General features: G+C 42.1%; 27 protein-coding genes and 4 pseudogenes. 19 read left to right on the top strand and 12 right to left on the bottom strand.

Features of this window, described 5'->3' with window-relative positions; translation table 11 throughout:
• On the top strand, positions 1-446 hold a 446-nt coding region (locus CDC33_RS36370; RefSeq protein ID WP_109013408.1), incomplete at its 5' end, for a tyrosine-type recombinase/integrase.
• 333 nt (positions 447-779) lie between these two features.
• Here CDC33_RS36370 and CDC33_RS36360 read toward each other — a convergent pair.
• The 3 genes from CDC33_RS36360 to CDC33_RS41025 form a co-directional block, all read right to left on the bottom strand.
• Positions 780-1541, bottom strand: a complete 762-nt coding sequence (locus CDC33_RS36360) for a DUF6748 domain-containing protein (protein ID WP_109013407.1) — start codon at positions 1539-1541, stop codon at positions 780-782.
• A gap of 357 nt (positions 1542-1898) precedes the next feature.
• Positions 1899-3212, bottom strand: coding sequence for a beta strand repeat-containing protein (locus CDC33_RS36355; RefSeq protein WP_109013406.1), 1314 nt, complete (start codon positions 3210-3212; stop codon positions 1899-1901).
• Positions 3213-3552: 340 nt separating this feature from the next.
• Complete coding sequence (locus CDC33_RS41025) at positions 3553-3861, bottom strand: hypothetical protein (protein ID WP_244919575.1); 309 nt, start codon at positions 3859-3861, stop codon at positions 3553-3555.
• Positions 3862-4011: 150 nt separating this feature from the next.
• Between CDC33_RS41025 and CDC33_RS38100 the strand changes: the two genes are divergently transcribed.
• Complete coding sequence (locus CDC33_RS38100) at positions 4012-4200, top strand: hypothetical protein (protein ID WP_146195934.1); 189 nt, start codon at positions 4012-4014, stop codon at positions 4198-4200.
• On the opposite strand, the gene CDC33_RS36345 is transcribed toward CDC33_RS38100, so the two are convergent.
• Both CDC33_RS36345 and CDC33_RS36340 read right to left on the bottom strand, forming a co-directional pair.
• The gene (locus CDC33_RS36345; protein ID WP_109013405.1) at positions 4172-4810 is read right to left on the bottom strand and encodes a Uma2 family endonuclease; all 639 of its coding nucleotides are present in this window, start codon (positions 4808-4810) and stop codon (positions 4172-4174) included. The genes CDC33_RS38100 and CDC33_RS36345 overlap by 29 nt on opposite strands.
• A 6-nt stretch (positions 4811-4816) precedes the next feature.
• Positions 4817-5422 (bottom strand): hypothetical protein, encoded by a 606-nt coding sequence (locus CDC33_RS36340; RefSeq protein WP_219930151.1) that lies wholly within the window; start codon positions 5420-5422, stop codon positions 4817-4819.
• Between CDC33_RS36340 and CDC33_RS42080 the strand changes: the two are divergent.
• The 3 genes and pseudogenes from CDC33_RS42080 to CDC33_RS41825 form a co-directional block, all read left to right on the top strand.
• Positions 5364-5564, top strand: a pseudogene (locus CDC33_RS42080) (ISH3 family transposase); the annotation flags it as partial. The gene CDC33_RS36340 and the pseudogene CDC33_RS42080 sit on opposite strands and share 59 nt — an antisense overlap.
• A complete protein-coding gene (locus CDC33_RS38095; protein ID WP_146195933.1) occupies positions 5497-5700 on the top strand; it encodes a hypothetical protein in 204 nt (67 codons plus the stop codon). The pseudogene CDC33_RS42080 and the gene CDC33_RS38095, both read left to right, overlap by 68 nt.
• A gap of 145 nt (positions 5701-5845) precedes the next feature.
• Positions 5846-5980, top strand: coding sequence for an MT-A70 family methyltransferase (locus CDC33_RS41825; RefSeq protein ID WP_109013403.1), 135 nt, complete (start codon positions 5846-5848; stop codon positions 5978-5980).
• A 65-nt stretch (positions 5981-6045) separates the two neighbouring features.
• On the opposite strand, the gene CDC33_RS36325 is transcribed toward CDC33_RS41825, so the two are convergent.
• Both CDC33_RS36325 and CDC33_RS36320 read right to left on the bottom strand, forming a co-directional pair.
• Positions 6046-6477 carry a hypothetical protein gene (locus tag CDC33_RS36325; protein ID WP_146195932.1) on the bottom strand — a complete coding sequence of 144 codons (432 nt, stop codon included), beginning with the start codon at positions 6475-6477 and terminating at the stop codon, positions 6046-6048.
• The gene (locus tag CDC33_RS36320) at positions 6461-6802 is read right to left on the bottom strand and encodes a hypothetical protein (RefSeq protein WP_109013401.1); all 342 of its coding nucleotides are present in this window, start codon (positions 6800-6802) and stop codon (positions 6461-6463) included. Before CDC33_RS36320 ends, CDC33_RS36325 begins: the two co-directional genes overlap by 17 nt.
• Here CDC33_RS36320 and CDC33_RS36315 point away from each other — a divergent pair.
• The gene (locus CDC33_RS36315; protein ID WP_244919574.1) at positions 6779-7594 is read left to right on the top strand and encodes a hypothetical protein; all 816 of its coding nucleotides are present in this window, start codon (positions 6779-6781) and stop codon (positions 7592-7594) included. The genes CDC33_RS36320 and CDC33_RS36315 overlap by 24 nt on opposite strands.
• Before the next feature lie 9 nt (positions 7595-7603).
• Entirely contained in the window at positions 7604-8977 is a 1374-nt protein-coding gene (locus CDC33_RS36310) for a replicative DNA helicase (RefSeq protein WP_109013400.1), read from the top strand.
• 15 nt (positions 8978-8992) lie between these two features.
• Here the strand turns inward: CDC33_RS36310 and CDC33_RS36305 are convergent, their stop codons facing one another.
• Positions 8993-9334, bottom strand: a complete 342-nt coding sequence (locus tag CDC33_RS36305) for a hypothetical protein (RefSeq protein WP_109013399.1) — start codon at positions 9332-9334, stop codon at positions 8993-8995.
• A gap of 180 nt (positions 9335-9514) precedes the next feature.
• On the opposite strand from CDC33_RS36305, the gene CDC33_RS36300 reads away from it, so the two are divergent.
• From CDC33_RS36300 to CDC33_RS36285, 4 genes and pseudogenes are all read left to right on the top strand, one after another.
• Entirely contained in the window at positions 9515-9907 is a 393-nt protein-coding gene (locus tag CDC33_RS36300) for an ASCH domain-containing protein (RefSeq protein ID WP_109013398.1), read from the top strand.
• Positions 9904-11223: a DNA cytosine methyltransferase gene (locus CDC33_RS36295; RefSeq protein ID WP_181374373.1), complete on the top strand. Its 1320-nt coding sequence runs from the start codon at positions 9904-9906 to the stop codon at positions 11221-11223. The genes CDC33_RS36300 and CDC33_RS36295 overlap by 4 nt, the downstream gene beginning before the upstream one ends.
• 60 nt (positions 11224-11283) lie before the next feature.
• Positions 11284-12110: pseudogene (locus tag CDC33_RS42075) on the top strand (transposase); the annotation flags it as partial.
• A gap of 221 nt (positions 12111-12331) precedes the next feature.
• Positions 12332-12748: pseudogene (locus CDC33_RS36285) on the top strand (transposase); the annotation flags it as partial.
• A 450-nt stretch (positions 12749-13198) separates the two neighbouring features.
• Here CDC33_RS36285 and CDC33_RS36280 read toward each other — a convergent pair.
• Positions 13199-13846, bottom strand: a complete 648-nt coding sequence (locus tag CDC33_RS36280; RefSeq protein ID WP_244919571.1) for a DUF1186 domain-containing protein — start codon at positions 13844-13846, stop codon at positions 13199-13201.
• Between the two features lie 696 nt (positions 13847-14542).
• On the opposite strand from CDC33_RS36280, the pseudogene CDC33_RS36275 reads away from it, so the two are divergent.
• Positions 14543-15139, top strand: a pseudogene (locus CDC33_RS36275) (nucleotide-binding protein); the annotation flags it as partial.
• The gene (locus CDC33_RS41820) at positions 15132-15395 is read left to right on the top strand and encodes a ParB/RepB/Spo0J family partition protein (RefSeq protein ID WP_109013396.1); all 264 of its coding nucleotides are present in this window, start codon (positions 15132-15134) and stop codon (positions 15393-15395) included. The pseudogene CDC33_RS36275 and the gene CDC33_RS41820, both read left to right, overlap by 8 nt.
• Here the strand turns inward: CDC33_RS41820 and CDC33_RS39675 are convergent.
• On the bottom strand, positions 15354-15506 hold the full coding sequence (locus CDC33_RS39675; protein WP_181374372.1) for a hypothetical protein: 153 nt from the start codon (positions 15504-15506) through the stop codon (positions 15354-15356). The two genes, CDC33_RS41820 and CDC33_RS39675, sit on opposite strands and share 42 nt — an antisense overlap.
• Before the next feature lie 55 nt (positions 15507-15561).
• On the opposite strand from CDC33_RS39675, the gene CDC33_RS36265 reads away from it, so the two are divergent.
• Complete coding sequence (locus CDC33_RS36265; protein WP_109013395.1) at positions 15562-16695, top strand: XRE family transcriptional regulator; 1134 nt, start codon at positions 15562-15564, stop codon at positions 16693-16695.
• 544 nt (positions 16696-17239) lie between these two features.
• The gene (gene nifH, locus CDC33_RS36260; protein WP_109013394.1) at positions 17240-18205 is read left to right on the top strand and encodes a nitrogenase iron protein; all 966 of its coding nucleotides are present in this window, start codon (positions 17240-17242) and stop codon (positions 18203-18205) included.
• Between the two features lie 15 nt (positions 18206-18220).
• Here nifH and CDC33_RS39670 read toward each other — a convergent pair whose 3' ends face one another.
• Positions 18221-18382, bottom strand: a complete 162-nt coding sequence (locus CDC33_RS39670) for a hypothetical protein (protein WP_181374371.1) — start codon at positions 18380-18382, stop codon at positions 18221-18223.
• A gap of 913 nt (positions 18383-19295) precedes the next feature.
• On the opposite strand from CDC33_RS39670, the gene CDC33_RS36255 reads away from it, so the two are divergent.
• From CDC33_RS36255 to CDC33_RS36240, 4 genes are all read left to right on the top strand, one after another.
• A complete protein-coding gene (locus CDC33_RS36255; RefSeq protein ID WP_094333544.1) occupies positions 19296-19550 on the top strand; it encodes a hypothetical protein in 255 nt (84 codons plus the stop codon).
• Positions 19547-19885, top strand: coding sequence for a type II toxin-antitoxin system RelE/ParE family toxin (locus CDC33_RS36250; protein ID WP_109013393.1), 339 nt, complete (start codon positions 19547-19549; stop codon positions 19883-19885). The genes CDC33_RS36255 and CDC33_RS36250 overlap by 4 nt, the downstream gene beginning before the upstream one ends.
• Before the next feature lie 249 nt (positions 19886-20134).
• Complete coding sequence (locus CDC33_RS36245; RefSeq protein WP_244919569.1) at positions 20135-20836, top strand: hypothetical protein; 702 nt, start codon at positions 20135-20137, stop codon at positions 20834-20836.
• A gap of 106 nt (positions 20837-20942) precedes the next feature.
• Positions 20943-21674, top strand: a complete 732-nt coding sequence (locus CDC33_RS36240; RefSeq protein ID WP_244919568.1) for an N-6 DNA methylase — start codon at positions 20943-20945, stop codon at positions 21672-21674.
• Between the two features lie 111 nt (positions 21675-21785).
• Here CDC33_RS36240 and CDC33_RS36235 read toward each other — a convergent pair.
• On the bottom strand, positions 21786-22526 hold a 741-nt coding region (locus tag CDC33_RS36235), incomplete at its 5' end, for a type IV secretory system conjugative DNA transfer family protein (RefSeq protein WP_146195931.1).

Genomic DNA, 22526 nt, shown 5'->3' with positions numbered 1-22526 from the left:
TTCTACTGGCTTATCGTCACGGTCTCCAGGTATCAGAATTAGTAGCACTGCGATGGGAGCAGGTAGATTTTTTTAGTGGCACGATCTATGTCAATCGACTCAAGCATGGTATCAGTTCAACGCATCCGTTACGTGCCAAAGAGTTGAGGTGGCTGCGACAACTACAACGCTCATATCCTAATTCCCCTTACCTGTTTGTTTCTGAGCGTGGTACCCCGATGGCTGCTGCCACAGCCTTTAACATTATTAGTCGTGCTGGCATTCTTGCTGGGTTAGCGTTATCGGTGCATCCGCATATGTTACGTCATGCCTGTGGGTTTTATCTGGCATCTAGAGGTTATGACACTAGAGCTATTCAGGCTTATCTGGGACACAAGAATATTCAACACACTATTCGCTACACAGAACTATCTCCCGATCGCTTCCAAAATTTCTGGCTCGACTGAACCTAGTTTTGGTTCAAAATCTCTACAAATCAATGATTTCAACCGTCTTTCTTTACAAAACTTTACAACGTGTCCCATTTTGCACGTATCTCGGCGGCCACCCTATACAGTTTTCCCAGACAGCCCAATTACAATCCTTTGCCGCCTCGCCCACTTAAAGGGAGCGATCACAGTAGACTTGGCCTGTTGTGCCTCCGGCTTCCTCCCTTCCTTGCAAGCTGCCACAAACACGGCTTCCGTTGACTTGACTCCCTTCCAAGTGCGTAACGCTTCTTTGAGATAGGCGATCGCACAGTTTTAGGATGAGCCAGTGGCAAAGATAACCTTATTTCTTTAGTTCGGTTCCACTCTCAAATAAAATTGTGTAGCCACAAACTTAGTATCTCTCTTGGTTGGATCTACGTTTTCTACTACCTCAGTTTTACCTACAGCAATCAAACCTTGATCGAAAATTTCGCTTGTTGCTGCGTCAAGTTGTTTTTGTGTTGCACTCGTTTGACTCAAATCGATTGACGAAACTTGAGAAATCTTCGGCTTATTTAGAACCAGATTATCTGTGGAGAAGCAAGGAGTTGTGATGCAACGAATGCCATTGTCTTTTAGTGCCACAAAAGTACCTTTTGCTGGAGCATTTGTCGCGGCATAGAAAGCTTCTTTTACTCTCAAATTCCCAAATTCACCGAATCGAGGAAATGTTACTGGAACGATATTACCTCTGAGAATCACACGGCTACCACTATCATTTTGAATTTTTACCAGTTGGGAAGGTGGGACTTTCAGGGAACTCCAATCAATTGCAGACACATAACATTCGGAGCGAAAAATACCATCTAAGCAAGGAGTAGCTTTCAAGTTTACCTGCTTAATGAAATATCCACCGCATATTGGAGAAGCACATCTGCGAAAATCTCTCCGTACCGTGTAATATCCCCATTGGGGAAACTCTTGATTTTCGACAGTGGCGGCAACAGAATCAGTAGTGTCTGGAGCAGAAATATTTTGCGCCGATACTGTGGAGAAAAATCCGTTGGTGACTATTATTGCACCTAATAGAGGAATAATTGAGGCTTTGTAGTTAAGCGATATTTTGTTCATGGGAGTTTTAAATTTTATTTAAGGATTCAATACTTTTGTTAAAATAAGAGTTGAGAAAAACGCTGACAAATACAAAAAAATTATACCACTATAATCTATGTAGATTTTTGGCGAATTGTTACAATTTTCAGAATGATTGAAGAAGAATTCAGCTATTGTGAATAGATCCGTCAGAATGCAACCAGTGGGAATTCAGAACTGCTACTAAAGTCCACTAGGTTGATACAGAAAGAAATAACGGTACAGACAGCATGGCGTGTCACACTCCCTCTGCTTCCCCTGCTCGATCTACACGGCAAAATTGGGTTGGTAAATCACTAGGTGGTAGTTTTCAGACGAGGCTAGAAAAAGCTTTACTTATGCTGCGTTTGCCAAACTGCTGTAATACAAAGCGCTATCGGCAAAGATAAAACTTTCAAACCCAGTTGTAGAAAGGGTAATAGCATCTCCATTGTTATTGAAGGTGAGATTAGCCGAGTTTAGGGTATTATCTGAGCTTATACCAGAAATAACTAGTTGAGAGCGATTGAAAACACTCAGGTCTAGTGTGTCAAAACCTGTTCCGCCATTAACAGTTCCACTACCAAACCCTTTGAAACAGTCATTACCACTGTCTAACTCAATAGTAATTCCACCACCAATAGAGACTTTCTGTTGAACTTCATCTATGCTGCTAATTGCAGTGACTTGATCGTTGCCAGAGCCAGTTTTGATTGTTCCGTCTCCGAAAATTCCGTGGGCATCACCACCATTTGCTGCTGTAGCCTGTCCAATAATAATGTCTTCACCTTCCCCAGTATCAATGATTCCTAAGCTGGTGATACCTGTATTATTGCTAGTGCCAGTGATTGTATCGTTCCCATCACCAGTATTAATAAAGCTGTTAGGTGTACTAAAGATACCAGTATCTTTAGTGCCAGTTGCAGTGATTGTATCGTTCCCGTTACCAGTATAGATACCGCCGCCATTCAGTCCAATGAATCTGCCAGTGACAGTGATTGTATCGTCCCCGTTACCAGTATCAGTGGTAGCAAAATAGTTTTGAAAGCCAGTGTCTTTAGTGCCAGTTGCAGTGATAGTGTCGTTGCCATCTCCGGTCTTGATGGTGCCGGACAGGTTAGAGATACCGCTACTGCCAATACCAGTGATGGTGTCGTTGCCATCTCCTGTATCGATGATGCCGTCGTAATTCAAGATGCCTACTAAGGAGTCACCAGTGCCAATCATGGTATCGTTCCCGTTACCAGTATTGATGGTGCCATCGTTGCGGATACCATTACTACCAAGGTTAACGCTACTACCATTACCAATAATAGTGTCGTTATCGTTACCAGTATTGATGGTGCCGTTGTTACGGATACCATTACTACGATTTTTAGTACTAGTGCTAATACCGCAGATGATATCTTTACCATCTTCGGTATCGATGATGCCATTATTAAAGATGCCCGCACTATCAATTTTTGTGCTAGTACTAGTGCCAGTAATAGTGTCGTTACCTCCTAAAGTATTTACAGTAATATTGGTGGAGAGAACCTGGATACCATAAATACAAGTAGTCTTGACTCTAACTACATCTGCATCGTTAGTCCATGTACCTAACAAAGTTAAAGGGTTTGTGCCTAAGTACCAACCCTGACTATTTAAATTAACTGTTTTTGAATAAGTCATAACTTGCTCACCAGAAAAGTTTTATTTTCCCTATAAATCATGCTTTATGACTCCTAGTGGTCTATTTTTCAAAAAACATCAGGAACGCGAGGACTACATCTAAATCTAGAAACGACTGTAATCTTTTAGATGTTTATCAATTGCATTCATTTTACATTCTTTTCGCCGAAGATAATATAGTTCAAGTTTTTTAACACGACGATTTTTCTCACATCTTTTATACCAGATTTAGGCTTGCTATCACAGCTAATTTCTGTTGGAGTATTTCAAATTACATGATTGAGTTGGAGCAAATTTTATACTAATCCTGCTAAGAAATCTTTATAGCACAGAGCGATCGCTACTCCTCCCACTTCACCAGCCCACCATCCGCCGCCACCAACCCCCACTGCGGAAACTTCACCAGCAGCTTCTTGATCACAATCTGCAAAGCAGGATCATCACTCCAACACTCCTGCAAAAAATCAAACCCCGGATTCTGCCCTGAATTCGCCGCAACTTTCAGTTTCTGCATCCGCTCCGGTCGCATATTTGCCCTTGCAACAATCGCCTCATGCGACCATTTTTCAGTTTGTGACACGGGTGGCGCGGAACTTTCACTCTCATCAACTGCTTTGATTTCTACACCCGAAACTGAATTTTCAACCATCAACGAAGCGGGATTAATTTGTTCTGCTTGCCCCTGTATCTGATTAGCGATCGCTGAACTTAAACATTCTTCATTTTGGGCAACAGGCGTGGCGGAAGCAGTACCTTCATGAGGGAATCAGAACTTACGCATTGACAAAAAAGACAATAAATGCAGTATGTGAAATCGGAAAAGAATAGGCGATCGCTAGTCAGCAGGGGGCTGGAAAGACGGATAATTTATACTGTCTCTATTGAGGATATGGGCAATCAGAGCGACAACCAAGCCATCGACCGCCAAGTGTTGTCCATTAAAGAATTATTAGGCACAATTAAATATTATCCCGCAGCCAATTTCTAAAAGCTTGAATTGCTTGGCTGCTACCAACAACTTGACTTTGCTGGACGTATTGATTTACTAGCTCAATTATCGGAATATCTGGAAAAGTAGGACTAAAATTTGACTCTACATATTTTCCACCTTGTAAGACGTTAATTTGTAAGCCTTGTTTTCCATATCGCCAAAGTTCTGGTACTCCCAAAATTTGGTAATTATCCAATAGCGTGCGAGAAGTTAAATCAATTTCTATGGCTAAGTCTGGGGGTGGGTCTACACTTAAATTTATGCGATTTTTACCAATAACTGCCGCTTGATTTTGAATGTAAAAACAAGTATCCGGTTCTACTCCCTGACTCATTTTTTCGTTTTTTAGGGTGGTTGAACCTAAAGCATCATAATTGATACTTAGTTCATTCAGTAAAATTTTGACTATATCGCCAATAATTTCTTTGGCTTTTTCATGTTCGGGTAAGGGAACCATAATTTCTAAAAAACCATGACTATAAGAAATTCTGGCAGCGCGATGTTCTCCTAATTCCGCCAAAATATTTTCAAATTGCTGCCAGCTAACGTCCTCAAGTAACAGTTGCTGTCCCGGTTGAATCCTCAATTGTCTTAACTCTAAAAGCATAAAGATTCATCCAACTCTTTTACTACATACAATATATCGACCCCGCAACACACTAATTGCCGCATTCATTCCCTGCGAACTCATTTCAAACATCGGCACAAAACGAGCAATTTCCCCAGCAGTAGTTTGCCGCCAGCATTCAGTAGGCATCGGGTTGAGCCAAGCAAAATAACGCACTGATTGCTGTAATTGCTCAATCCATGCCTTAGTATTATCAACCCGTTCTTGGTCAAAATTCCCCCGTGCTGCGCCAGCATCGCTAATAATTAATACTGCCGCTCGGTCGCCAATTTGCTCCAACACTTCAGAAACAGCCTTGGCATCAAGCATTGCCGGATGACGGTATAAGTATTCGTCAGGGTAGTCGTGAAAATAAAATACATTGGTTGTTCTCAATCGTCCTCCCCGTTGTGCCGTTTCCACCAACTGCCGCGATAAATCGTGAAACGGCACCATCGAGCCTTCCTGGTCAATTAGTAGCACCAAATCAGTGCGATTTGTACGCGGTGGCATCATTACAGGTTGGAGTAAAATCCCCCCCCATGCGAGCAAGTTGGGCATCGTGCAAACGACCAACAGCGTCGTAAGTGTAGAGTCAGAAAATTTCTCCATTGAAACTACTGGTGTCTGCGACCAAAAAACTCTATTTGAGATTTTAATAAAAGCTGCTAGTAGTGGAGACAGTATTGAAAATACAGCTAAAACTTGGAAAAAAGTTCCGTCTGGTAACGATATTAGATATCATCTGGGCAAAAATTAGTCAACCCAGGAAAGGTGGACGATTAATTTACCGTAAACTGTTTAGCCTCAAACAAATGTTGGCTTTCTTACGTCAAGCTGTTGAAAAAATACATGAAGTCGTTGAAAGCATTTATCTTCCATCGGGTTAGTTCTCAGAAACTAAGTTATCGCCTGGATATAAGCAAATATTATAGATAACCAACATACTTGCTTAAACGGTGGCTGATAAAAAGTATTACAGACTACAAAATTTTCTAGCGATCGCTCTTGGGGGAAAAGTTTGTGATCTACTGACTGTGTCCAGACATAACCAAACTGGAGATGTTCGCACGCGAGTCTAGGGACGGCTGGGATTGTTGGGGTGATGAGGCTCTGAAGTTTGATCAGCCTGTTGAGGAACGTGATGGAGATACTTCGTTAAGTGCTTAATTAGAACTAATTTAAGCACTTAAAGTGTACTGAACCTAGAAAACTAAATATTAAATTCTTCAATGCTAATTTTCTAGCAGATTGTCAGTTGTAGAGGACTGGTATATTTGACGCAATTCATCGACTGTAGTTGCTGTTTTTATCCCATTTCTCACTGCTCTTAATAGTTCAACGTCTTCCAACGATGAAATTTCTGGCACTAGGTTTAATGCTTCAGGGCCAAACTTGAGTTCCAAGCCTAATTTTATTGCTTCCACCAATTCTTCCATTCGGGCAATTCGCTCAAATGATGTCACGTACTGCATACGTTGTTCTGCCTCTAATTGTTCTACTTCCCGTTGAAATTCTCGCTCTAAATCTAATGGTAGCGTCAACATCCAGTCAATAAAAGCCAAAAGGTTAACAACAGCCTCGCGTTCAAATCCTTGCTCATACAACCGACGCACTAAATTCAGTTTTGATTGTTTCCTTTGCGACCTATTACTGCGGGTTTGCACTGCTGCATTCGTGAGCCATTACCACCGTAGCAAAGGGGTTACGACTGGCTTCTAGCTCCGACAACCAATGTTTATAGTCTAGCAGCTTGATTACAGGAAACTGAAAATCAACCGTACAACCAAACAAATCGTACCCAAACTGCGATGGTCGCCAGTTGATGTTGTCATCCCCCAGTATCGCGCATGAAGCAACGGGAGCAACGCGATTTTGTGAGGTGCTAAAATCTGGGACGTATATAGCTTGTTTCAGGATGCGATCGCAACTAAAAAACCAGATTTTGTTGAGAATATAGGGGTGTAATTGAGAACTAAACCCCGATCTCACTTTTTCGCGTTGCTCCCGGAAGAAATTGAACTCGAAGAACCAACCCCACAACAACCCGCTTTGTTGTTAAAAAATTCCGAGTCTTCGCAACAAACCGATAACCCCTCAAGAGGATCAACTATTGCGGCGGGGTCGTTCGACAAATCCGAACAATCGAATAAACCGCAACTAACCTGTCCCTACAAGACAGCCCGGAACGTGAAAGAACTGATTGATGCCTGGCTAACAGACCCAACTGTTATGAGTGATGATTCTGTCCCACTGCTTGTTAGAGACTCAATCAAGTGGAATCGCTGGGTTTTACCTTGGCGCAATGGAGAGCGAAAGCTGAATAACTTGTACCAGAACTTCAACCCGATAGTCGTGGACTTCCTGGCTGCTGAATTAGCCACTAAATCGAAACGCTCCGCACGACAGGAAATAGATCATGCGATCGCAGTCATGAACACCTGGGAGAAAACCAAAGGGGGGTGGACGAACCTGATGCAGCGTTATCACCAAGCATTGCAAACAGAAAAACAACCCCTACCTCAACAGCATACTGCTTTGGCTCACAAAGTAAAAAACACCACTAACAGTTCGCTCGAAGATGCCTTGGCACAAGACCGGATACGCCGTCAGCAAGAGCAATCCATTCGGGTTCCATCCAATGATTATCAACACAGCCCACAAATGCTGGAGCTAAAAGCGAAACTTCAAGCCGCAGTTTCTTCCCCAAAAGTTCCGAGCAACACCAGACCCTCTTCCACGAATTTGCGAGAAGTTGAAGCGCAGTTAAAATTAGCACGCTAGAGCATGATTATGTACAGCAATCAAGACAACGTAGTTTCTTTTCACCCTGATAGGTCACTTGACAACTTGCCTCCACAAAATATCGAAGCGGAAGTTGCTATTTTGGGGGGAATTATGCTCGACCCAGAAGCAATAACCAGAATCAGCGATCGCCTAAGCGTTGAAGCCTTTTACATCAGCGCTCACAAAGATATTTATCAAGCCGCAGTCCAGCTTCATGCTACATACCAACCTACAGATTTACTAAGCGTCACCTCATGGTTGGCTGACCACAATCTGCTTAATCGCGTTGGTGGCAGAAACAAGTTAGCGACTCTGGTAGACCGCACTGTATCAGCCGTCAACATTGATGCTTTGGCTGATTTGGTGATGGAGAAATATCGACGGCGGCAGCTAATCAAAGTGGGCAATGAAATTGTTCAACTCGGTTACGAGACGCAGACTGAACTACCACTTGTCCTTGGACTTGCTGAGGCGAAAGTTTTCACTGTAACTCAAAATCAAAGCGATGAACGCTCTTTGGTTTTCTCAGCACAAGACATGGGCATTGAACTTTTTCAAAAGCTGGAGATGGGGAATATGGCAGGCGACAAAGTTGGTTGGTACGACTTGGAAAATATCACCGGTGGCATTTACCCCAGCAGCTTAGTTGTAGTAGCTGCTGAATCCCACATGGGCAAAACCCACTTCATGATTTCTTATGCTTACGAAATCATGACCAAACTTGGAAAGCCAGTTCTGTATGTAACTCCAGAAATGGATAAGAATCAACTCAATGCCCGAATGCTAGCTCGAATCACAGGCGTAGACGCTTCTATGATTCAAACCAATACTCAATGTTACTGGGAACAAATAGCACAAGGCATAGGACAGATGGTGGAACTGCCTTGGAAGGTTTACGAGCATTCCTCCCCTACAACCACAATGATCGCTTCTGCTGTGCGCCGTGCCATTGCCGAATTCGGTGGTTCTATTGGGGCTGTGTTTATTGATTACTTGCAACAGATTCCTTTGGAATCCGGCGGAAACATGGCTTTTGAAGTCGGCAAGATTACCCGTCAGATTCGGGATATTGCCAAGTCTCACAAAATCCCTGTTTTCTTAGGTTGTCAAATTAATCGGGGGAATCAAACAACGGCTGATAAACGCCCCAATCGTCATTTACTTCGTAACTCTGGCGAAATCTTTGAGGTTTGTGACCAGTTAATCATGCTTTACCGCGATGCTGTCTACACAAAAGACCCAAGCGATGCCTTCGGCAACTCGAAGCGAGAACGCACTATTGAGTTGATTGTTGAGAAAAACCGCCTTTACGGTAAACTCGGCACTGCGACCATGTTGTGCGACTTATCTACATCGAAATTTTTGAACTTGGCGAGGTGAAGGCGATGGAGTTAATTAATTGGGTGTACTGCTGCCGCCGTTGCGATCGCGTAAATATTCCCAAATTCGGCGGATTTCTTCTCGAAACTCCTGTTGAGCTTCTCGAAACTCAAGACGATCGCGTTCGGCTTCACGTTGTGCAATACGCAAGCCTTCTTGATGTAAACGAGCAATATCACTTAGTTCCCTTACTGTGCGCTCTAATCGAGCAACAGTTTGTGAGTTACTCCGTGTTTCTCTGCGACTGCCGTCTTGTATTGTGCGAATTAAATCTAGTTCGTCACCTAGTTCTTCCAGGCGAGTATCAATGTCATCTAATCTACTACTGATGTTTTCTGGCTGACTTGAAGAAGTCATAATCCCTTTCAACTCCACCTTTTACCCTTTTCTATGATGACACAAACATAATTTCTCTCAAGCCTAATAGAACTTGGAGCTATCGCCACAATCTGCAACGGACTGCGTTCAAAGCTACATCCACATCCAGCGATCGCGGAAGAAAGACGCATACATTCAATTGCTGGAGTTTTAAAACCCATGAAAGCACTTTCAGTTCGTCAGCCTTGGGCATGGGCAATTATTTATGCTCTCAAAAATGTTGAAAACCGAGGCTGGCCCATCAATTACCGGGGTGATATTCTCATTCATGCTGCAAAAACCTGTACCAAGAAAGAGTACCAGCTAGCAAGAGAATTTTGCCAAGGGATGGGGGTAGTAATCCCAGAATTAATCTCTCTACGTCGCGGTCAAGTTATTGGCATTGTCACAATAGTAGATTGCAAGTTCTCACAAGTTGCATCTGGCTGGGGGATGGCTGGGCAATACCATTGGCATCTGGAGAATCCACGCGAGATTATACCGATTCCTTATATTGGGCGGTTGGGGATTTTTGAAGTACCCGATGATTTGGTCATGGAGGTGGCTGCATGACTAAATCAGTAATAGCTGAGTTATCTGCAATACCCGAAAAATTCTTAGAGGACGACCTTAAAAGCATACAACTGCATAGCCAAGGATGCCTATACCCGTACCTCGAAAAGAAAAAGCTACTTGATGGTTCAATAGTCTTTTACCCACGAGTTATATGTGAGCGTGACCCAGACAACCCGACTCAGTGGCGATGGGGTTTTAACTGGGAAGAACGAGTTGATGGAGTGTGTATTGGACGAAGTATCGGCTCAATTCCCCCTGGCGCTGTCTCTATAATTCGCTCAATGCAACAGGAAGGGGCAACACGAGAGAATATCATCGCTTTTATCAAAAAAGCGAAATCCAAAAAAACATCACTAAAATTAGATGTCTGCAAAAATTTTGATAACACAGATAAAAAACCAGTTCTGCCAGATGATGCCCCGATCGCCATAGTACTTTTCGCAGGTGGCGGCGGGATAGAAGCGGGGATGGTGCAAGCCGGGATTCGCCCAGTCATTGCAGTGGAGTTCGACCCCACAAAACCAGACTTGAGCAGGGCGATCGCTCTCAATCATCACCGCAACTTTAGCGAGTATGGCTGTAGAATAATCCAACTAACAGTCCAAGAAATAGCACGGTTAGGATTTCTAGGTTTTCCCCGCCGCCCCGATTACCTCCATGCCTCCCCAGTATGTGCCAACTTCAGCCAAGCTCACACAGCTAAGGCAGGAAAAGGCATTGAAACGGCTGACGATTTGAGTGCAGCGATCGCAGTAGCTGAAGCCATCCGACAGTTGCAACCACGGGTGTTTACGCTCGAAAATGTGCCGCGCTATCAGAACAGTCAGAGTTTCAGTATTATCCTGTCAGCTTTGGAGCAAGAGGGGTACTCGGTCGATTGCAGCGTGGTGAATATGGCTGATTTTGGACTGCCCCAGGCGCGGCGGCGGTTAGTTCTGGTTGCCAGTAGAGGTTGTCGCGTTGCCTTACCTTCGGGAGCTAAACCTTGCAGTTGGTACGAGGCGTTCACGAAGTGTGCCGAAGGTATCGCGCATCTCATCCCCACCATGACCGATTCCCAACTACTCCCTAAACAACGGCAAGCTTTGGAGAAATTTTTAGCCGGGAATGCGCCAACACCATTGTTGATTGAACGGGTTGGGGGGCGCAAGTTACCCAAGTACAAGCTAGGGTCGCAGCCTGCTAATACCATTCTGCGGTCGCATTTCACAGATCACAAAGGTTGCAACCGTAGTAAGTTCGCTGATATCTGGTTGCCGGATGGTGCGGTCAAGTCTTTGTCTATTGAGCCCGGATTTCTCACAAAGAGATAAAAAAAGGGGTCAAAAACTGCGACAATGTATATAGGATAAGCATTTCAGCAGCTATAAAGCATGACCCCAGTATTAACAGATCGTACACCAAAACAATTCAAATTCTCAGTTGAAAAGTCACGCCCGGTTGTAGTTAATTTCCAGGGTGGACAAGTAACATCCGATGCCGGATTAAGCCTAATTGCTGAAATAGACAGAAAACTGCAAATCACATCACAGTTTGCACAGTGTTTCCAAGATTACCGAAAGCCAAATCGGATTGACCATTTGATAGAAAACCTAATTAGACAAAGAATATACGGGTTAGTCATGGGATACGAAGACTTGAATGACCACGAGAAATCCGGGGTCATGACCCGATGTTTGCTCTAGCATTAGGAAAAACAATTGGACTAGAAAATGAACCAGTTATTCTAGCAGGAAAGAGTACATTAAATCTCAATAGTTATTATGGAGGATACTGTTATGCTCCACTTTATATTTTTTGTGGAAAACACTTATTGGCAGCCAAACTTCGCCCTTCTAATGTAGACCCAGCAGGAGGAGCCTTAGAAGAATTACAGAGAGTTATTAAACAAATACGTCAAAAATGGAAAAATGTTGAGATTTTAGTACGTGGAGATAGTGCCTATTCCAGGGAAAATATCATGGGATGGTGTGAGTCCCAAACCGGAGTTGATTACGTTTTTGGATTGGCGCAAAATAGTCGTTTAATTCAGATGACTATAGCGACACAAAGTAAGGCTGAAAACGAGTTTGAGCAAAAACTGTCACCAATAGTTTCATTTTTAGAAACTCTATTTATTCCAGATGAAGAACTGCCTCAACTTGCATCTGAACTGATTGAGAACTCAATTTGGTATAAGTCTTTAGACTACCAAACTCTTCAGGAGTGCTGAGTGCTGAGTGCTGAGTGCTGAGTAACCCCATAGATAAATCTAGGGGATTGAAGTAAGGACGCATTATTTCTCGTGCTACGCATCTCGAAATAAATCTTTTTTTGTTTTTCCATACCGCATGCTGGGGCTTCAAACCTTTTGTGCTGAGTGCGCTTATTACTTTTTTTACTCAGCACTCGTTACTCAGCACTCAGCACTGTTTCGGTGATTCTTGGAGTCGTAGTCGTCGTGTTGTCTCGAAACTTGAGTATGGAGCGAAGGGGACTAATATTCGTTTTGTTGTAACTTCTCTTCTTGCCAATAAAGTATCACCAAGTCAACTATACACACAAAAATATTGTAAGCGAGGCGAGATGGAAAATCGCTTTAAGGAACAACAATTGGAACTTTTTAGTGATAGAACCAGTACACACACATTTGTAGGAAATCAATTACGTTTATGGTTTTCTTCTATAGCTTACGTTTTGATGAATGCATTGCGATCGCAATGTTTGGCAAGGACGGAACTACAAAACGCTCAAGTTGGAACTATACGTACCAAATTATTGAAGTTAGGAGCGCTAATTACTGTCAGCGCACGCCGAATTTTAATTGCGATTAGTAGCTCAAGTCCTTCCAAACATATCTTTGGTGGGGAGCAACGCGAAAAAGTGAGATCGGGGTTTAGTTCTCAATTACACCCCTATATTCTCAACAAAATCTGGTTTTTTAGTTGCGATCGCATCCTGAAACAAGCTATATACGTCCCAGATTTTAGCACCTCACAAAATCGCGTTGCTCCCTCTTTGGTGCTGCTTACAGATGCTTAAAAATGCTCCCGAATACCGCTTAATGTCAAGTCAAGGTGCATTTTCTGAATCTCTAATTAATGATACTTTGGGCTTGGTTTTATCCAAGTCTGGTTTTGTAATGCAAAATTGTTATGAACAGAGCATTTCGATTTCATTACTAATAAAAATATAGTGATTATTTTATCTTGATAACTGCGATTTTATACTTAATTTACCTCCCCGTCTAAGTTTCCATTGATGATGTATCAAAAAAATGTCTCACATCAGGTTATGTAAATTGATTTTTTACTGCTTGTGAGAAATCCGGGTTACATCTTCTTGGTCAATAAAAAACAAATCAACCAATTCTTCTTCAAATGCCCGATCTATTTGTTCTTGCAGTTCGACTGCACAAAGCTGTGCGCTATTGGTTACTAAAGTAGTTTGGATATAATAATCTTCTTTATCTAAAGTAGAAAACAGCTTGGCATAATATTGTATCACCTGTTCTCTAGTAATGACTTCTTGAGCTATTAAAACCAATAATGCTTCTAATGCAGCACCCCTTACATATTCATTGGCTTCTGGATTTTCTATGAGTTGCTTTATCGGCTCAATATTTGAACCACTAACAGAAGCAAGTATTCTGCATAAATCTTCAGTTACTATATCTCCAGTTACATCTAATGCCACATCCCCAGGAACTGAAAAAAACTTGATAATTGCAGGATATGCTGCTACTTCCCTAAATTGTGCCAGTAAATATAAAGCATGGATATGTAAAATATAGTCTGATTTTTCTAGTAGCTCTTCTAAATTGTTACTCAGTTTGTCTAAAATTTCTATTAATATAGATGTAATGGTTTCTCGCTCTTCAATGGCTCTTTCTAACGCTAAACGAGGAAATTCCTTAGTGTTATTTTCTAGTTGGGCTAAAATTTCTTCTATTTGCATCTGACCAAGATTAGCACTATTACTACTAATTAACTTAAAGTAGTTTATCAAACTGTGTACTATAATTTATTAATTTCATCAAAACAGAATACATGCGTCAGTCGCCAGAATACAGAAAAGGTATTTTGTGCGACTGGCGGATAGCGTAGCGTTAGCGGTAGCAAGGAACTTCAATTGATGATGTATCAAAAAATGTTTTACATCAAGCGATGTGAATTGATTTTTTATTGTTTGTGAGAAATTTGCGATTAAGCGGCTTGGAGCTAGTCCTCCTCAATATGGGGATTTTGAGTAGAAGGAAAAGCTTGCCAATTAGATAACGGTGAGGCAATTTTAGAAACAGCGATCGCTTCTGTTGGTATTGTGCAGTTATACAACTATGTGTAATGCTAAAAATTCTAAAGCGTAATTATAGTTAGGGAAAAATGCTTTTTGGAAACTGCATCTAACGCTTCTGTTGTGCCAGAAGTGGACAAGTTGTCCGTTCCAAAAACGAACCAAAGTATTGGTATGTGGATAGATAAGTATTTGAATAAATTCAAAGCTATACTCTTTAAGTATTTTACGAGTTCCGTGATACTAGTATTTTCGTAACAGATGGTTATAACTTCAATCAAGAGCAACTCACTCATACTTTTGAATTTAGCCGAGGCATCACTGTAAAATGTTTAGCTCTCTAAAAGAGCAGGTAAGTCAACAATTTCTGTGCATCTTGCACGATGGTTACAAAAACGAGGTGAATCTGTACTGGTTGTAGATGCTGATGCCCAATGCTCATCTTCTAAATGGCTCGCACGATTAGAACAGGTCATTCCTTGCCAAGTCCTTCAAGCACCTGATGCACTATTGGATGAGTTACCTAAGCTAGTTGAGTCTTATACATGGGTCGTTGCTGATGGCCCGGCAGCTCTATCTGAAACTACCAGGGCATTAGTTTTAACTGCTGATTTAGCGATTATTCCGTGTCAACCTGCGGGCATAGACCTTGAAAGCGCTTCTGACACTGTACATTTAATTCAACAAGCACAGCGAATTCGACGGGGAGAACCTAAAGCCGTAATGTTTGTTAATCGTGCCGTAAAAGGAACAAAGTTAAAAGATGAAGCAGTTGAAGTACTTCAACTCATGCCTAATGTCACTGTTTTAGAGAATGTACTTCATCAACGACAGATTATTGCTGACTGCTACGGACAAAATGCTACTATCTTTGATTTATCTGGATCAACTGCCGGAATTGCTAGGCGTGAGCTTGAGCAATTATTTAAGGAATTTTTAGAGGTTTTGAATGACTAAATCAAGACAATCACTTACTCAAGGGCTTTCTGCTTCCATTGCCCAAAAATTTATTACCGATCCTAAAAGTGTTGAATCTTCTCAAACATTATCTATTCAACAAATTCAACTTCCTGCCAAGCAACCTCGCCGTTATTTTGATCAAGAAAAACAAGCCCAGTTAATTAAATCAATTGAAGAACACGGAATTTTAGAACCTTTACTGGTTCGCCCATTAGCAAACGGTAATTACGAGGGGAGCAACGCGATTTTGTGAGGTGCTAAAATCTGGGACGTATATAGCTTGTTTCAGGATGCGATCGCAACTAAAAAACCAGATTTTGTTGAGAATATAGGGGTGTAATTGAGAACTAAACCCCGATCTCACTTTTTCGCGTTGCTCCCAATCCGCTACGGCTTTTTGAAACTAAGAGACAAAGCCAATGAAGCAGGATAGTGACCTCCGTAATAACTTGAAGTCGATTAGAACTCGCTTAGGCATGAGCCAACAAGATTTGGCTAACATCGCTAGTGTGACTCGTCAGACTATTAGTGGTGTAGAGTCGGGACTATATGCTCCCTCAGTAGCCATAACACTTCGCTTGGCCAAAGCGCTTGGCTGTCAAGTTGAGGATCTATTCTGGTTAGAGCGGGATTTACCTGAAATCGAAGCAGTTCTTGCTAAACCTGTTCCTAATGGTCAGCAACTACGAGTTAGCATGGCTCGTGTAGGAGGACAATGGATAGCTTATCCTTTAATTGGTAAGGATGCTTTTCGCCAAGATATGATTCCGGCTGATGGTGAAAGTACAAGTGTTGCAGGTACAAATAAAGTTCGAGTCCGTCTTTTAGACGATAATCTCGACACACTCCATAACACCGTTGTAATTGCTGGTTGTGCCCCTGTGATTTCACTATGGGCAAGAGCCACCGAACGCTGGCATCCTCAACTGCGAGTTCAATATAACTTCGCCAATAGCATGGCTGCATTGCACAGTCTATGCAGAGGTGAGGCGCACATTGCTGGGATGCATCTGTACGATCCTGAGACTGGTGAGTATAATACTCCCTTTGTTCGAGATGTTCTGGCTGGGAGGGAAGCAGTTCTGATTACCCTTGGTGTTTGGGAGGAGGGACTTTTGTTAAAGTCAGGGAACCCAATGGGAATTAGAACAGTTAGTGACTTAGTGGCTGGGGGAGCGACTATTGTTAACCGTGAAATCGGTTCTGGTAGTCGGATGCTTTTGGAACAAACACTCCAAAAGGAGCAGATACCGTTCGATGCTGTTCAGGGCTTTGACAATATACTCAAAACTCACCAAGATGTTGCCCAAGCCGTAGTCAGGGGAGTTGCCGATGCAGGTATAAGTACGGCATCTGTCGCTACCGCCTTTGGGCTGGGATTTATCCCTTTACATCAGTCACGATATGATTTGGTGATTCTCAAGGAATATTTAGAAGAAGCACCAGTACAGCAGTTGCTCAGTACTTTGGGACATCGAATGGTTCACTCCCAATTTGAAATTCTTGGCGGTTATGATATCAGCAAAATTGGGGAAGTTGTAGCGACTGTTTAGAGTGGATTGCAATGGTTGGTTGTGTGATTTAGGGAAACTTGGCGTAAATTTAAATCCTGCTGCAACCACTCTTTAGGTATGAGCAACCTTCTTTCTGATTACAACAACTGATAATGCTCAATTCGTAATTCGGATTTCAATTTGAGTTTCCGGCTTGGAATCTGTAGCTTTCTTTTTTCCAATTGGTATTACTACCGCTAGAGAAATCATTTAAGTAAGCGGATGGTAATACTTGCAATATTCCTTGAGTGATGTCTTATTGCTCTAGCCATTAGTCAGAAAAAACAATGACTAATGACCAACGAAAACTGACCACAACTTGAATATGTTCTTTCTTCGGACTCTTTTTGCTGTAGAACGAGCACCTCCGGTGGGCACAAAGTGCCAACGCCTCCAATGACGTTCTACATAAGGTCACTGCTGTAATTTTACAGCGCGAGTACCTCCGGTAGGCACAAAGTGCCAACGCCTTCGGTAGGCACACAGTACCAATGCCTCATAAACCGATTGACTCACCAAACAAACAATTGCAGGATAAATTATCATGTCCGACGAAAGAATTAGACAGATTGCTTTTTACGGTAAAGGTGGTATTGGTAAATCTACCACTTCTCAAAATACCCTTGCTGCAATGGCAGAAGTGGGTAAACGCATCTTGATTGTCGGATGTGACCCCAAAGCTGACTCTACCCGTTTGATTTTGCACTGTAAAGCTCAAACTACCGTACTGCATTTAGCTGCTGAACGGGGTGCTGTGGAAGATATCGAACTTGAAGAAGTGGTAATCACCGGTTTCCGGGATATCAGATGTGTAGAATCTGGTGGGCCAGAACCTGGTGTAGGTTGCGCCGGTCGGGGTATCATCACCGCCATTAACTTCCTTGAAGAAAACGGCGCTTACTCAGACGTAGATTTCGTATCCTACGACGTATTGGGCGACGTTGTATGCGGTGGTTTTGCGATGCCAATTCGTGAAGGTAAAGCGCAAGAAATCTACATCGTTACCTCTGGTGAAATGATGGCAATGTTTGCAGCTAACAATATTGCTCGTGGCGTTCTCAAATATGCTCACACTGGTGGTGTACGTTTGGGTGGGCTAATTTGTAACAGCCGTAAAACTGACCGGGAAGACGAACTGATTAGCACCTTAGCAGCCAGATTAAGTACCCAGATGATTCACTTCGTCCCCCGTGACAACATCGTGCAACACGCCGAATTGCGTCGGATGACTGTAAATGAGTACGCACCCGACAGCAACCAAGCTAATGAATATCGCACACTAGCAGACAAGATTATCAACAATACAAATCTCGCCGTTCCCACACCCATCGAAATGGATGAACTAGAAGATTTGTTGATTGAATTCGGTATTCTTGAAAGTGAAGAAAATGCTGCCAAACTAATTAGCCAAGCAGATGCTGCTAAGAAGCAAGAAGATGCTGAAGGTGAAGCATTAGAAGCACTGAAAAAAGGAAACGTAGAAATAGTTTCCGGTAGCGATAAAAAGTAAGGTTCTCGTTTAAACTCAGGTGCTAAATACAAAGTAAGTATTAGGGGGAGCAACGCGATTTTGTGAGGTGCTAAAATCTGGGACGTATATAGCTTGTTTCAGGATGCGATCGCAACTAAAAAACCAGATTTTGTTGAGAATATAGGGGTGTAATTGAGAACTAAACCCCGATCTCACTTTTTCGCGTTGCTCCCATCGTGAAGTACGTTCTTTGCGACTGACTGATGACACCTGGAAAAGCTTAGGGATAGCCTCTGAATGTTTGGGTTTAACTAGGGCTGACTATTTAGAACACATTCAGTAGACCGAAAAGTTCTGCGATCGCTCAGTGATCGATACCTGTAAATGCGATTATTCTCCAAAAAACCGTATTCTTAGATACATTTTTGAAAAAACTTGTTGAGAAACTTAAAATAAGTAAAACTAATAAATCATCTCAAAAGCTAAGGGTAGCGATCGCAGCAGAACATTGTTCTGGTGGGGTGAACGAAAAAAGGTGTGGGGAAGAGCTTAGTTAGCTAGCTTTGCCTTATCATAGAGCCAAGCCCGCATTTCTCACAAGCGGTGCGATCGCTATTACCAAACCTTTATCAGGCTTAGATTTTGAGCGTTTTAGACACTGCACGAATCACAACAATATGTGAACGGCGTATTTTATCTCAAGTCTAAGTGGCATAAGCGTTTTGGGCTACTCGTTTAAACCTTTGTGAGAAATCCGGGCAAGGCAATCAGATTTTTTATATTCCCCCAAAAACGGTATCGTACACTACTATTTTTTAGCGATCGCAAAAGTTTTCGGTCTACTGATTTGCGAAACTCCGCAGGAGTTGCAAGCTACGCGGAGCGTCTCCAAGGGTTGGCTTTGGCGTACCCTTACTCAAAAGCTTGCTACGCGTAGCGTCTCTAAGAGTTGCCATCGCTTGCAGCTTAATTTTACAGGTATCTAGAATTAGCGCGATGTCTACAACGGGCGTAGCTGAAGCACTCCCACACTTGAGCAATCCGCTTTACCCAATCTATGAGGTGTCGCAGCTACGCCCAGAGCAGGCATCGCTATAATAAAACCAGTATCACGCTCGGAAAACTCACAATGTCCATTACACTTGATCTGCCACCGAAAGTTGAGGCACTGCTGCGACAGCGTGCTGAAAGTACTGGACAAGATATTTCGCAAATGGCGCTAGCGGTGCTGACTTTAGGACTGAGTTTGGACGATCAAGATTTTTTTGAGGCTTTAAAAGGAATCCAACGTGGGCTTGATGATTTTGAGCAAGGACAATTTTCGAGTTTAGAGGACTTCATTGCTGAACAAAATCAGAAATATGGTTTGTCTCTTGAAGCATGACGTACCGCATTGATTTCTCCAGCATTGCGAAAGCCGAAGCGGATGCCGCATTCTTAAGTTTTACTGAGTTTACTACAGCCGAGCGTGCCCAACTCTGGTATCAAGGGCTAATTAAAGCAATCGCCTCTCTGCAAGAAATGCCTCGGCGCTGTCCAATCGCTCGAGAGGATGCCTTCTTTAGTCAAGAAATTCGTCAGCTTCTTTACGGGCAAGGAAAGCAAACCTATCGTATTCTATTTACGGTTCTTGAAGATCAGCCTGTTCCCACGGTGAGAATTCTCCATATTCGTCATGGCGCACAGAAGACAATTGGTGAGCCGGAAGTAGAGGATTGATTGTATTGACATTCCATAGTGACAATACAATACTGCTTCAGATTTAGTGCAGTAATTTTACAGTTCTTATTAGATGTGCTTTATTTACCTGATATTAGCCGTACTATCGCTGAGTACATCGCAGTCAACTGCCGAACAATCTGATCGATCTCTAAATATAATATGCTGTAATCAATGACTGCCTGACGAATAGGTGTATGTCCTTGATTGACAGCTAATTCTTGTATCTTGGCTGTACGTATAATTAATTTGCAGCTTACCGCTGCATGGGAGAGATGTTATATTCTCTCCACCATGCCAGTAATTAATCTTGCCGATATTCAACAAATTACTAAAACACAGCAACAACTCCTATTACCCAGTCAAAAATATCATCCAAATCGCTCTGCCTTTGACTCTATAGTTGCAGATAACTTCTCTTTGGTGATGAAACAACTATTTTTAGGACTGACTATAGAACCTTTATTAAATGCCTATCCTCAAATTGCTCAGTGGGTTGATCAAATACAGGAACTTGCACCGGAAATTTTTCAATCTCGGAAAAAGTTATTAGTCGATAATCCAGTTATTGCACCTGTTGCAATTAATAACGACAAATACTTTATTCAAGTATTAACAAATATAGCATTTAAACAAGGTATTCCCAGGCTTTATGAATGGGCTATACGCTATCCCTACTTAAGCTGGCAAGACCGGGTAAAGTTGTGGACTACGGCTAGACAATACTCAGTTATTCCTAACCAAATACAAATCGTAATTTTAGCATTACATCCTGTGAAACCAGCCCAAAGATTAAATGTACGCTGGAATAAAAAGGAGCAGATGCAGACTGAAAAATGGTTAATTAAACTACTGACTAAACCTCAAGATGAAAAATCACAATCAAACATAGTCATTCCTGAGTTATCGTCAATGGTCAATTTAGAAGCTATTACAGAAGTCAAGATTTAAGAGGCTAATGCCTCTGCCATTGGCAAATGCTTATTACAGATAACTCCAATGGTACTCAAATCAAATTTTGAATATGGATGGCTACTATCAAAACTACTGAAATTAGATGATGAATATCAAGGTAGGTGGGAGCAATGGCGATGGACAAAGCAGAAAATATGTTGCAAGGAAGTTTATTTTGATGCAAATTAAAATTACTGAATGGCAACAACTATTTCAAAATTGTGTCAGTAATCCTCCTCTGCCAATTTCCTTGCCTACTGTAGCACTTGCCAATCCTCCCTATTGCAAAATTAATCTCACTTCCGATTCCGAACTAGCCAGATTTGAGATGGCTTATAAATGGATAAAACACGCAGATGGAAGCTACGTGATTACATCCAAGTTGAAAACCCAAGCAGAACAAGAGTGCTTATTTGTAGAACAGTGTTTAAATCAATTGCAACCTGGTGAAATAGTCTGTATTTTGGTGTCTAATGGAATTCTTTCTTCATCTAACCAAGCACACTTTCGCCGATGGCTATTAGAAGACATGGCTTTGCTAATTGCTTCCATTCAGTTACCTACAGAGAACTTTAAGGTAGAATGTGGATTGGGAATTATCACCAGCTTTTTGATTCTTCAGCGCAAAGGTGGGGATTTACCAATACCAGAAGATTACTCAATCTTTATGGCAGTTGCAGATAAAATTGGTTTTGATAGTCGAGGCCGTCGTCTGTTTCGTCCAATGACAAATGAGCAACAAACCCAAGAAATTGATAGTGATTTACCGCTAATTATGGAAGAATTTAAAAGATTTATAACAGAAGTTTGGCAAAATCATATTGGACTAAAATAATTCAGGAGTTATATCAAGCCGGTTACGTAGCAGGCGCTCGTTAAGCATGAAATAAAGCACTTCCCCTGCCTCGCTCCGCAAGGAGCTTTGCTAACAATATTGTGTCAAAATTTAATGCAATCCTGGTGTTTGATAAACTCGCCTAGTAAAATTGTCCAAAACATCAGGTTCGCTACTACTAGACTCATGTGCAGGTGCTACATCTTCTTCTGGTAATGGCAACATCCGCGCGGCTGACTCAATCCGTTCATGTAATGCTTGTGTTAAAGTTTTAATATCAGGAATTATCACCTGACTTTCTAAAGCAGGTTTAACTTGTGTGTCCCAAAGAGCCTCACTATCATGCGCCCGTTTTTCATCGGCTTTAGACACGGGAATAATTAAAGGATAAGGAATAGAAGCTTGTCCCTCGGAACTGTAACCAGGACTGGTAATTACGCACTTGCCTTGAGGAAATTTCAAAATTTCGTCAGCACTGATTACAGGCATTTTTTGCAAATTCTCACTCCAGCTAATTGAACGGCTCATTTGTCCGCCAAGCGATCGCCCTGTGGTACGATTTTTAATCAGCACTTCCTTCTCACCGTAGCGTTTAGAGTAATCCTCAGCCGTTTTGTAATTACCAGGATTAAACAAGACATGGGTACTGCAAGCAGAAGCGATCGCACTCCCCATTTTATCCCCATAAATATCGTAAAGTTGCTCTAAACTTTGGATACCCAGAATAAAGCAGGCACCATTAGAACGATATTCATTAATCCACTGCGGTAAGCGGTCTAGCTTAATTGATGGTAATTCATCCAAAGAAATAATCAACGGGTCTTTGCGGGGACGGCTTAAATTACCAACAAT

It is taken from the genome of Nostoc commune NIES-4072, assembly GCF_003113895.1.
GTDB classification, from domain to species: Bacteria; Cyanobacteriota; Cyanobacteriia; order Cyanobacteriales; family Nostocaceae; genus Nostoc; species Nostoc commune.
Note: the sequence above shows the minus strand (reverse complement) of the source record. Positions and strands in the feature narration are given on the sequence as shown.